At 41.3% G+C, this 11,797-nt stretch carries 11 protein-coding genes and 1 rRNA gene; 10 read left to right on the forward strand and 2 right to left on the reverse strand.

Annotated elements, in window-relative coordinates; all coding sequences use genetic code 11:
• Positions 1-19: 19 nt before the first annotated feature.
• Both rlmN and ABD873_RS13770 read left to right on the forward strand, forming a co-directional pair.
• Entirely contained in the window at positions 20-1,075 is a 1,056-nt protein-coding gene (rlmN, locus tag ABD873_RS13765) for a dual-specificity RNA methyltransferase RlmN (protein ID WP_345069236.1), read from the forward strand.
• A gap of 39 nt (positions 1,076-1,114) precedes the next feature.
• Positions 1,115-1,798 carry a ComF family protein gene (locus ABD873_RS13770; protein ID WP_345069238.1) on the forward strand — a complete coding sequence of 228 codons (684 nt, stop codon included), beginning with the start codon at positions 1,115-1,117 and terminating at the stop codon, positions 1,796-1,798.
• Positions 1,799-1,874: 76 nt separating this feature from the next.
• Here the strand turns inward: ABD873_RS13770 and ABD873_RS13775 are convergent, their stop codons facing one another.
• On the reverse strand, positions 1,875-2,291 hold the full coding sequence (locus tag ABD873_RS13775) for a VanZ family protein (RefSeq protein ID WP_345069240.1): 417 nt from the start codon (positions 2,289-2,291) through the stop codon (positions 1,875-1,877).
• 165 nt (positions 2,292-2,456) lie between these two features.
• On the opposite strand from ABD873_RS13775, the gene ABD873_RS13780 reads away from it, so the two are divergent.
• The 7 genes from ABD873_RS13780 (at position 2,457) to ABD873_RS13810 (ending at position 10,524) form a co-directional block, all read left to right on the forward strand.
• The gene (locus tag ABD873_RS13780) at positions 2,457-2,804 is read left to right on the forward strand and encodes a PadR family transcriptional regulator (RefSeq protein WP_345069242.1); all 348 of its coding nucleotides are present in this window, start codon (positions 2,457-2,459) and stop codon (positions 2,802-2,804) included.
• Positions 2,805-2,824: 20 nt separating this feature from the next.
• Positions 2,825-4,390: a PspC domain-containing protein gene (locus ABD873_RS13785; protein ID WP_345069244.1), complete on the forward strand. Its 1,566-nt coding sequence runs from the start codon at positions 2,825-2,827 to the stop codon at positions 4,388-4,390.
• A gap of 43 nt (positions 4,391-4,433) precedes the next feature.
• Positions 4,434-6,848 (forward strand): TonB-dependent receptor domain-containing protein, encoded by a 2,415-nt coding sequence (locus tag ABD873_RS13790; protein WP_345069246.1) that lies wholly within the window; start codon positions 4,434-4,436, stop codon positions 6,846-6,848.
• 85 nt (positions 6,849-6,933) lie between these two features.
• Positions 6,934-7,521: an LOG family protein gene (locus tag ABD873_RS13795; protein WP_345069248.1), complete on the forward strand. Its 588-nt coding sequence runs from the start codon at positions 6,934-6,936 to the stop codon at positions 7,519-7,521.
• A gap of 12 nt (positions 7,522-7,533) precedes the next feature.
• A complete protein-coding gene (locus ABD873_RS13800; protein WP_345069250.1) occupies positions 7,534-8,280 on the forward strand; it encodes an acyl-[acyl-carrier-protein] thioesterase in 747 nt (248 codons plus the stop codon).
• A gap of 49 nt (positions 8,281-8,329) precedes the next feature.
• Positions 8,330-9,151: an SMP-30/gluconolactonase/LRE family protein gene (locus tag ABD873_RS13805; RefSeq protein ID WP_345069252.1), complete on the forward strand. Its 822-nt coding sequence runs from the start codon at positions 8,330-8,332 to the stop codon at positions 9,149-9,151.
• Between the two features lie 77 nt (positions 9,152-9,228).
• Positions 9,229-10,524 carry a UDP-N-acetylmuramoyl-tripeptide--D-alanyl-D-alanine ligase gene (locus ABD873_RS13810; protein ID WP_345069254.1) on the forward strand — a complete coding sequence of 432 codons (1,296 nt, stop codon included), beginning with the start codon at positions 9,229-9,231 and terminating at the stop codon, positions 10,522-10,524.
• Here ABD873_RS13810 and ABD873_RS13815 read toward each other — a convergent pair.
• The gene (locus ABD873_RS13815) at positions 10,519-11,190 is read right to left on the reverse strand and encodes a trimeric intracellular cation channel family protein (protein ID WP_345069256.1); all 672 of its coding nucleotides are present in this window, start codon (positions 11,188-11,190) and stop codon (positions 10,519-10,521) included. The genes ABD873_RS13810 and ABD873_RS13815 overlap by 6 nt on opposite strands.
• 517 nt (positions 11,191-11,707) lie before the next feature.
• Here ABD873_RS13815 and ABD873_RS13820 point away from each other — a divergent pair.
• Positions 11,708-11,797: ribosomal RNA gene (locus ABD873_RS13820) — 16S ribosomal RNA — on the forward strand; the annotation flags it as partial.

The raw sequence follows: 11,797 nt of genomic DNA on the forward strand, positions 1-11,797 counted from the left end.
ATTGCCGTATCTTTGTCGTGTGAATACTGTAAACAAATTAATAGACATAAGAAGTCTTTCGCTGGATCAGCTCAAAGAGAAGTTGGTGGATATGGGAGAGCAGGCTTTCCGTGCCAAGCAGATATATGAATGGCTATGGCAGAAATCTGCTACCAATTTTGATGAGATGAGTAATTTAAGCAAGGCGCTGCGCGAAAAGTTGAAGGCCAACTTTACTATTAATTTTGTTCAGGTAAAACAATCGCAGATCTCTTCTGACAAAACCATCAAGAGTAGTTTTGTACTTTATGATGGCAACATCATTGAAGGTGTTCTTATCCCAACGCCGGACAGAATGACCGCTTGTGTCAGCTCGCAGGTGGGCTGCAGCCTGACTTGTAAGTTCTGTGCTACAGGATATATGGACCGCAAGCGTAACCTCAATGCGGATGAGATATACGACCAGGTCGTGCTGATCGACAAGCAGGCACGTGAGAATTACGGTCTCCCATTAAGTAATATTGTGTATATGGGTATGGGAGAACCTTTGCTCAATTATTCTAATGTGCTCAAGTCTATCGATCGTATCACGTCGCCGGATGGATTGAATATGGCTGCCAAGCGAATTACGGTATCCACTGCCGGTATTGCCAAAATGATCAAAAAGCTGGGAGATGACCAAGTACGTTTCAACTTGGCTTTATCTTTGCACGCCGCCAACGATCAGAAGAGAAATGAAATCATGCCGATCAATGAGCAAAACTCATTGAAATCGCTGGCCGAAGCCCTTAAATATTTCTATTCTAAGACGAAAAATCCTATAACGTTTGAGTATATCGTTTTTCATAATTTCAACGACGATTTGCAGGATGCGAAAGAACTAGCTAAATTCTGTAAGCATGTTCCTTGCAAGGTCAACATCATCGAATATAATCCTATCTCGCTGGCGGATTTTATGAATGCTGAAGCCGACAAGATTGAGGCCTTTGCTAATTATCTGCGTAACCAAGGTATTGTGACCAACGTGCGCCGTAGCCGCGGAAAGGATATTGATGCTGCCTGTGGACAGCTGGCCATCAAAGAAAAAAACAATTAATTTCGTAGATTAGACCAAAGAAAAAGGTGGAGGTTCGATATGCTTTGGAAAAGGTATATTGACCATTTCTTACATCTCTTTTTTCCCCGTCTATGTGCGGCATGTGCGGCAACCCTGCTATCACATGAGGAGATGCTGTGTACTTCTTGCCTATTTCATCTCCCTTTTACTGATTTCCATCTTTTTGATGATAACGATACGGCTAGACAGCTGTGGGGAAAGGTGTCTTTCGAACGGGCTTTTTCCATGTTTGAACTGTCGAAATCCTCTAGAGTTGAAACATTGCTTCATAAACTCAAATACAAAAATCAACCGGAAATAGGAATTTATTTAGGAAGACTGTATGCTTCCTCTATTGCAGAATATGTTGGTGAGGTGGATCTGATAGCACCGATACCGTTGCATAGAAGCAAATTACGCAAGAGAGGGTACAACCAAGCTGCAAAATTCGGAGAAGGGCTAAGTCAGGGCTTAGGCATACCGTTGAAGGAGGATCTTCTTATTCGGGTGTTGGCTTCTGAAAGTCAAACCAAGAGATCTCGTATAGACAGGTATGATAACGTAAAAAATGCATTTGTGTTGAATCCTTATGTGACCATACAAGATCTGCATATACTGTTGGTAGATGATGTGCTCACCACAGGGGCTACGATGAGCGAAGCTGCTCTCACGCTGGTGGAGGCAGGAGCCAAAGTGTCTATAGCCACTATTGCGCGCGCCTAATTAACGTTTCTTAGGAATATAAGGCTTCGGACAGTTGCATTTCTGTGATGCACACGACTGAAACACGATGGCCATACTAACGATCATACTCAGTACCAATATTGCTTTTTTCATCCTTCTTTCTGTATATGAGTAAGTAAGCAAATGTTGCCATTCCGATTCCTATACAATCGGCTAGCAAGTCCATAATATCTCCGGAACGGCTTGAAATATGGAGCTGTGCCTCTTCGGTTAGCGCTGCAAAGACTACTGTGCTCAACACCACTTTGACCATGGTCTTCCATCTGGATTGTGACCATCCCGATTTGATAGCCGACTCTACATATATCAATATAGCAAGAATGAAGAATATTCCCAAATGAACGACTTTATCTGTCCCTGGAAACAAATTAAATCTGTTGAGGTCCGGCATATCGTTGGATGGCGTAAGCAATAAAAACAAAACCAATACTACCCAAGCTAAAGACCACTTGTAATGCAGCAAATATCTCATCAGGGCAAAACTGTCAATTCTCCATCAATTATCCTAATATTTACTACTTTTTGTGACTAATCGAAAAATAATTTAAAATTAATTGTCTGAAAATCAGTTGTTTGTGATTTTATATACTACTATGTATTGCAAAGTACTGTCTTAAGGATATAACTTTGTATTGTTATGATAGCAGAAAATACACAAATACAGATGCGAAAAGGAATATTGGAGTACTGTGTTTTATCCATTATTTCCAAGGGAGAGATCTACGCATCGGATATAATAGCTGAGCTTAAGCGGGCAGAGCTTTTGGTGGTTGAGGGGACCTTATACCCTTTGCTTACTAGGCTGAAAAATAACGGCTTGCTCAGTTACAGCTGGAAGGAGTCTACTTCAGGACCTCCACGAAAGTATTATCAGATTACGGAAGAAGGCTTACATGTCTTGCATAGACTGGATGAAACTTGGAAAGAGCTGGTCTATGCCGTAGAGACTTCCGTGGCTGGACGCAATAAACCTAATGAAGAATAACCCCAATAAATCAATACGTTATGAATAAGACTATTATCATAAATATCAACAGCATTGTATTTCATATAGAGGAAGAAGCATACGAGGTGCTACGCTCGTATATGATAGATATTAAAAAGCATTTCGCTAAGACACAGGATAGTGAAGAGATTCTGATGGATATTGAGAACCGTATTGCCGAAATGTTTTCCGAAAAAATACAGCAGGGAAAGAAAGAAGTTATCTCTCTGGAAGATGTCCATCATGTAATAGAGCAGATGGGTACGGTCAACGACTTTGATATTGAGGCGGAGGAGACTACATCGCAGGAGCATCGCTACGATTCGCAGGCGTCGGCCGCATTTCATAAGAAGCTGATGAGAAATCCGGATGACAAGATTCTAGGAGGCGTATGTAGCGGCTTGGGCGCATATTTCGGTTTGGAAGCTAAATGGGTGAGAATAATCTTCTTGTGTTTCTTCTTTTTTGCCGGTACTGGGTTTATGCTATATGCTGTGCTGTGGGTGGTAATGCCTTTGGCTGTAACTAGAGCAGATAAGCTAGCTATGAAGGGAGAAATGCCTAACCTACAGAATTTTAAGAAAAGTTTTGAAGAAGAACTTCAATCTCTTGACCCGCATCTATCAAAAGCGAAATCAGAAATAGCTAAAGGCACGTCTTTCTGCGGAAACTTTATCTGTAAGCTAGGGAAGCTGTTCGCGCAGGTTATAGGTATCGCTGTATTGATATTTTGTGCTATGACCATCTTAGGATTGCTGATAGGCTGTGTGGGCTTTATTACAGGGGTATTGGGTTATCAGAATGAGATGGTATTTCCTGGAACGGAAGCCTTGCCGACGTATCAGGCTATTCTAGCTTTGGTGGCTGGAACATTAGCTATAGCTATTCCTTTTGCTGCTCTGTTGCATATCATGTTGCGCCTTTTGTTCAAAACAAAACCGATGAACACCTATGTCTCTTTAGGACTGTGGGCAACGTGGATAACTTCTGTGATAGCGGTGATATTCTTCAGCTTAATGGGAGCTCAGGAGTACAAAGAGTCTAGCACGATCAAAGTAGAGAAGGAACTGGAGCCTCAGCGGCTTTATCGTTTTTCAGAAAAAGATGTAAGGTTGATTGAAGCTACTGAGGATAAAGATGATAGAAACTTTAAGATAGAAATTAACGGAGAAAGTTTGGCTAATGTGTTGCACGACGACATTGATATACGTTTTATGAGCGTGGATTCGTTGGCTAAACCGTACATACAATATAATTATTCTGCAAGAGGAAGGAACTTCCGATTAGCGACACGCAATGCTTCGGAAATAGAATACCTCGCTAAGCAGGATAATGAAAATATCGTGTTTAACTCACACTTTGCATTGAAGCACAACAATAAATATAGAGACCAAGAAGTTTCGGTTTTCGTATATCTACCGCTAGGGTCAAAAGTAATCATTGACAAGTCATTGAACTCCAAGATAAGAAGCCTATCCATTTGGGATTGCAGAAACGAATATGAAGAGGATGATATCAAAAAGACCGAATGGATTATGGGACCAAATGGATTGCGTTGCACGCCGAATTTCCAATCAAATAACTAAACTAACGAGTAAGCAAACATTATTATTTACCTAATCAAACTATATGAGAATTTTTTACAATCTAGTACTATTTATACTTGCTTTCCTGTCGGTAGTGCAGGCGCAGCAACTGACACTCAGTGGAAAAGTTTTGAAAGAGAATGGAGACGCTGTGCCTAATGCGTCCGTGTTTTTAGTGACGGAACCCAGTAGGGGGATTATCAAGTCAGCTGTTACGGATGAGAATGGTGTGTATAAGTTTTTTGGCTTTCCTAAAGGTTCCTTCCGAATCCAGGTTACGGCAGTAGGCTTTGCCGCCGGTGAAAGTGCGCCTTTTACCCTTGACGATACTTCTTTTGTGGTTGACGACATCATTTTATTGGAGAAAACCAAAGAAATAGAGACTGTGGAAGTGAAAGGCCAGCTTCCGATGATTCAGAATTCCAAAGGTAAGCTTGTCATGAATGTGGAGAATTCTTCTGTTGCGGCAGGCAACAATGCCTTAGAGGTGTTGAAGCGTGCACCAGGCGTTTATGTAGACAAAGATGACAACATTACCTTAATGGGTAACAGTGGTGTAAACGTAACTATAGATGGAAGACAAACATACATGACTGGAGAGCAATTGGCAACTTTGCTCAAAAGCATGAGTGGCGATCAGATTAAAAGTATAGAGCTCTCTACCGTACGTACAGCCAAAGACGATGCAGAAGGAGGAGGCGGTCTTATCAACATTACCTTAAAGAAGAACCGTCTCGAAGGAATGAACGGTAATGTGACACTCAGCGCCGGATATGGTAAGAAATTCAGAGGAAACGGAGGGTTCAATCTTAACTACAGAAAAAATGGAACTGCTTTCTTCAGCAACTATTCTTATACCGATAATAAACGTCTTGAAAATATCAATATCTTAAGAGTAATCCCGGGAGGAAACAGCCAGACCACCTTCGACCAGATGGCTGACGCTATGGATAGAATGAAAACTCATTCTTATAAGTTTGGTGTGGAGCAGAGAACCTCCAAACGCAATGTTTTGGTAGCTCAATTTACGGGCAGCAACAATAATAACGATGAAAACAATATCAGTGACACCAAGATGGGCGAGCACTTTGGTGTGGTGGACTCCCTCTTGGATTCATACAATATTGCGGGAGATAAATTCAATAGATACTCTTTCAATGTAAACAACAAATTTACTATAGATTCTACGGGAAAAAAATTAGCGCTGGATGTGGATTATAGTATTTTCAACAGAGATGGATTGAGTAATTATGAATATGCTACGAAGCTAAATGATATGCAGCTGTTGCGTCCTATAGAGTATGAACAAGCCATTACTGGAAAGAAAATCAATATTTTTGCTACGAAATTGGACTATACCCAGCCGATGTGGAAAGGAGCTCTGGAAGCCGGAGTGAAGTATAGCAACGTGGATACGAAAAATGATATATCCTTCCTTTTGTCAAATGATAAGGCCGGAAATTGGATTGTAGATAACGGTAGAACCAACAGCTTCAACTATACCGAAGAGATTATGGCCGGCTACCTCGACTTTGCTCGTGACATTAAGAAATGGGGTTTCAAAATAGGATTACGAGGAGAATACACCATATCGAACGGCTATTCTCCTACGTTAGATGAGGCAGTGAAGAAAAATTACTTCGATTTGTTTCCATCAGCTTCCGTATCCTATTCGCTGAATGAAAACCACAATTTTTCTTTAAGCTACTCACGTAAGGTAACAAGACCTAACTACAATGACTTGAACCCTTTTGAAACATATATAGATAAGCGAACTTATGTCAAAGGAAATTCCTTCTTACGGCCTTCGTATAAAGACGGTTTCACGCTAGTCTATACCCTATTTAAGCGATTCAATGTTGCGGTAGGTTTTGATTATACGAATGACGCTATCGTAGAAAGTATTGGACAGGATTCGGTGTTGAAGACTACTTGGGTGTTGAAAGAAAATGTGGGAAGACAATCCACAGGCTATGTCAACCTGACTGTTCCTCTACGTATAGGCAAAGTATGGACCATGTACAACAACCTGACAGGTATACATTTATATTTCAAAGGTCCTGTTTCGGGGTATTATGTGGATCAGGGGACGTTCTTTGTTCAAGGTAACTCGACCAACACATTTAAACTTAACAGCCAGCTTTCGGCAGAAGTGTTGGTAAGGGGTAACACACGTTTTATATTCAATATGTATGAGATCCAGCCGAGAATAGCGACAGACTTAGGCCTTACTTACAACTTCAAAGACAAAGTTTCCAGTCTTAAATTCGGTTTTACGGATGTGTTCCATACGGACCACAACAACGTGTTCACGCACTTCAAAGAGTTTGACTCTAAGATTTATCAATACCATGACAGCCAAACGTTCCGACTCACCTTTACACGCAAGTTCGGAAATCTCAAACAGTCGTTCCGCCGTATTGACAACAACAGTGAAGAGAAAGAACGTGCAATGTAATCGTTGTATTAATTCTTAGTTATTATTTATAATAGATGACCGTAGACTGAAATAGTCTGCGGTTTTTTTTAATTAGCTTTGCGATATGAAATTTAAGAGCATAGCTGTTTTTTGTGCTTCCAGTTCCGGCTTTGACGCCCTCTGGACACAAAAAGCTTATAGTGTAGGAGCCTTTATGGCGCAGCATAATATTACCGTAGTGTATGGAGGAGGCCGTGTAGGGCTCATGGGGGCTGTAGCCGATGGAGCTCTAGACCACAAAGGAGGGGTGATTGGGGTTATTCCGCATTTTCTTAATAGCAAGGAAATCGGTCATCATGGGGTCACCACGCTGATTACGGTGGATAATATGCACCAGCGAAAGATGAAGATGAATGAACTCAGTGAAGCTATAATAGCTCTGCCGGGCGGATACGGCACTATGGAAGAGTTGTTTGAAATGATAACGTGGGGTCAGCTGGGATTGCATCAAAAGCCCGTGGGCTTACTCAACATAAACGGATTCTACGATCACCTTATTGCCTTTGTTCAGAATATGGTGGATGTGGGGTTGCTGAACAAGCAAAATCAGGAGATGTTGTTGGTGGCCGATAACATTGAAGAGTTGGTGGCAAAGATGGAGCTTTATGAAGCTCCTTCCGTACCAAAATGGTTAGATAAGGAGCGTAGCTAGAAAGGAGGAAAGATGCCGCTGTCTAAAGATTTTAAATCCATCCATTTCAAGATTTGGGAGACGTATTTTTCCCAAGCTTATCCCAACGGAAGACTGAAGTTTCCCGAACTAGCTAACATTTTACAGCTTACGGCGGCCGAACATGCGGATTTAGGAGGGGTGGGATTTAGCGATCTGTCACAGCATGACCTATCGTGGGTGATGAACAGAATGCGTATAGAAGTAGAAGAGATGCCCTCCTTTGGAAAGCCTTTAGAAATCAAAACATGGATAGAAGAGCTGAAAGGGTTTAAGTCTATCCGTAACTTTGAGGTGTATGGTGAAGGGCATAAGATGATAGGTGTTTCATCCCTATGGGCTATATTCAATATGAAAACACGCAGACCGGGAGCTCTCCCCTTCGACACTTCTTACGTAGAACAGTTTCCCGAATTACATGCGACACATATTCCGAATCAGCGTATAGATCTGAACTTTCCTACACAGGATATCTTCCCGCAAAAGGTACAGTTTGCCGACCTCGATATCGTCAATCATGTCAACAATACCAAATACTTGGAGTGGTGTTTGAATCATCTTGATCCGCGTTTGATTCTGGAGAACAAGATAAAGGCAATAGATGTGAACTTCATCAAAGAGTTGAGCCTCGGAGAGGAAATACACATCCATAGAGGGGTCCTCGAAAACGGAAATATTGGTTTTAAAATTCAAAAAGGAGAACAAATTTGCTTTGCTTGTGTTTTTGAAATAAGAGGCTGAGAAATTTAGGAATTTGTTATCTTTAATTGAAAACCAATATATTAACGCTATGATAAGATCATCACTACTTTTGTTAGCAGCATTCTTGATAGTCCTGTCGGAAGGGTATTCCCAACAAATAACAATCGGTAAAGTGTGGGAAGTCACCGAAGGCATCCATGTTCCGGAGTCCGTACTATATCACGCGCCAAATAATAAGCTGTACGTTTCGCTCATCGGAAAAGACGGAACAGACAAAGGCGAAATAGCCATTATACGTCCGGATGGCCAAATAGAGAATCTTCATTGGGTTACCGGCCTGAATGCTCCTAAAGGGATGGCTATATATAAGGACCTTCTTTATATCGCTGATGTGACAAAAGTAATCACGGTAGATATTTATACCGGTAATATGGTGGATGAACTTACCGTGCCTGAAGCAACCTTCCTAAACGACGTTACGGTAGATGATAACGGCGTGGTATATATTTCCGACACGAGAGAAAATAAAATCTTTCAACTGAAAAACGGAAAAATTTCGCTCTATATGAAGAATGTTCCTTCGGTAAATGGTTTGAAATATCATAAGGGAATGCTGCTAGCTCTGGCAGGAAAAGAATTGTGGGCCATAGACGCTCAAAAGCAGGTGAAGGTAATTGCAAAAGGTTTCGAACATGGCGGAGATGGCATTGAGCCCATCAATGGCGGAGGGTTTATTGTGACCTGCTGGCCTGGGCTAGTATATTTTGTCTCGGAGAAAGGAGAAATACAAAAGCTGCAGGACGTGCAAGGAAAGATGAATACCGCCGATCTGGGATATAACCCAAAAGAAAATATCATTTACATTCCTACTTTTAATAGCAACAGCATTATAGCTTATAAGATAAATTAAGGAGCGAAAGCTCCTTTTTTCTTTAGTGAAAGAAAGGAAGATTATTACCTTTGTTTTTATTCAAAACAATTGTTGTCATGCAAATAGAAACACTCTACGACATCTATCTACGATATCCTCAGGTATCTACGGACACCCGTAATATAAAACCACAGAGTATATTCTTCGCCTTGAAGGGAGCCAATTTCAACGGAAATGCTTTTGCTACTCAGGCCTTACAGAATGGAGCTGCCTATGCGGTCATCGATGAGCCGCAGTATAAGCAAGATGAACGTTATATTTTGGTAGAGGATGTGCTGAAGACACTTCAGCATTTAGCGTTGTTTCATAGACAGCAATTGACAATTCCTGTTATAGGTATTACAGGTACTAACGGAAAGACTACCTCTAAGGAGCTGGTATATTCCGTCCTTTCGCAGCAGTTTCGTACCTACGCTACACAGGGAAATCTCAACAACCATATCGGTGTGCCTTTAACTCTATTATCTATTGACAATACATATGAGATGGCCATCGTGGAAATGGGAGCAAACCATCTTAAGGAGATTGAGTTCCTGTGTAATATATCGCTGCCTTCTCATGGTTTTATTACTAATGTGGGTAAGGCCCATCTGGAAGGGTTTGGCTCATTCGAAGGAGTTAAGAAAACAAAGGGAGAGCTGTATGATTTCCTAGCCAACAATGGAGGGACCGTATTCCTGCAGACCGACAACCCTCACCTTAAGGAAATGGCTTCTTCACGTCACTTCCATCGAATTGTGCGTTACGGCTTTTCGGACCAGAATGATGTGATAGGAAAGCTGTTGGAGGCCAATCCTTACCTATCCGTAAGCTGGAAAAGAAAAGATGATAGCCAGTGGTATAATGTGCAGACGCACCTTACAGGGTCTTATAATACTGAAAATATTCTGGCAGCAGTGACCGTGGGTCTGGATTTTGGCATGAGTCCGGAAACTATTAATAAGGGTATTGCGTCTTATGTGCCTAAAAACAACCGTTCACAGATTACCCAAACATCCAACAACATGGTCGTGGCCGACTTTTATAATGCTAATGTTAGCAGCATGATGGCGGCTTTGGAGAATATGCATGTGCTGTCAGCAGACCGTAAGGTTGTTATCCTAGGTGACATGTTTGAGCTAGGAGATGACTCTTTCGAAGAGCACAAAAACATCATCGAAAAAGCAAAAAGCTTGGGTTTTCAGCGCCTTATCTTTGTGGGCAAAGAGTTTTATAAACATAAAGACGATGTTGCCGAGTTTTATCCATCCATCGAAGAGGCTAAAGATGCGGTTTCCACTATCCGCGATAGCTTAGTGTTACTGAAAGCTTCACGCGGCATGACTTTCGAAAAGTTGCTGGAATTGCTATAGATTTCCTTCTCTATTTTTTTCTACGACAGGGAGAGAAAGGTTATATTTTATAGCGACAATACGGATGATAAACACCAAGGTGGCGCTGATAAAAGCATTCCATCCATTATGTACGTGTAAGCTGTTCAGCAAAACAAAAAGGAGGGCGCCGGAAAGGCAGGCCGAAGCGTAAATTTCTTTTCGAAGGATAAGAGGGGTTTCACTGATAAGAATATCGCGGATGACACCTCCCATGGCGGCGGAGAACATTCCCAACATGATGGCAGCAATGTTGCTGCTTTCATAGTCTATGGACTTTTGTGTTCCTACCACTGTAAAAAAACCTATACCTATAGCGTCGAACAGCGTAAAAGTTTTTGCTAGATTATATAATTGTTTGTTGGCGATAACCGAGATAAATACTCCTATGAATATCGCGATAAGGTAATTGCCATCTTCCACCCATACCGGACGTATATTTAAGAATATATCGCGCAAAGACCCTCCACCGATAGCTGTCACAAAAGCCAGAAAGGTACATCCAAAAATATCTATTCCTTTCCGATGTCCGGCCATGGCTCCCGAGATGGCAAAGACCATAGTTCCTAATAAGTCAATAAAATAAATGATGCTCATAAGTGTTCCGCTGTTGCGTACCCCTCTAACAAAACTAATATAATTCTTCAAATAAAGTGTTTTTTTGCCTTTTTGAATAAGATTTCTTCGCTTTGCGCGTTAACAATATGGAGCTTGATAAAATTATTTGACAATGATTCAGCGTATTATGTTTTAAGGGTTAAAAAATAGGTTAAAAATGTTTGGAAGTAATGGTTTAAACTCTCTATCTTTGCACCACTCCGCGAGGGAGAGAAGTTCTACGGAACGTTTGAAAAGAGGGTAGAAGAGGGTAAGGAAAAGATAGTTTATCTTTTTTTGTTGCCCGATAAAAAGAAGAGAAAAAACTTCAAAAAAGTTTTTGGAAAATCGGATAAAGTTTCTACCTTTGCAGTCCCGTCCGCAAGGGAGGGGGGGAGAGAAAAAAGAAATAAAGGCCGCAAGGCAAGAGATAAAGCCGAAGCGAGATGCGGAGGCGGAGAGTTCTTTAAGATATTAATCATGTAGCGTAACGGGTACTTACGTTTTCGAATAGGAGACGATAAATACGGAAATACTTGCCGGGGTTAGACATTTAACATTATTATATACAATGGAGAGTTTGATCCTGGCTCAGGATGAACGCTAGCGGCAGGCCTAATACATGCAAGTCGAACGGGATCCAGATCAAAGCTTGCTT

Source organism: Sphingobacterium thermophilum, from assembly GCF_039541675.1.
Classification (GTDB): Bacteria; Bacteroidota; Bacteroidia; order Sphingobacteriales; family Sphingobacteriaceae; genus Sphingobacterium; species Sphingobacterium thermophilum.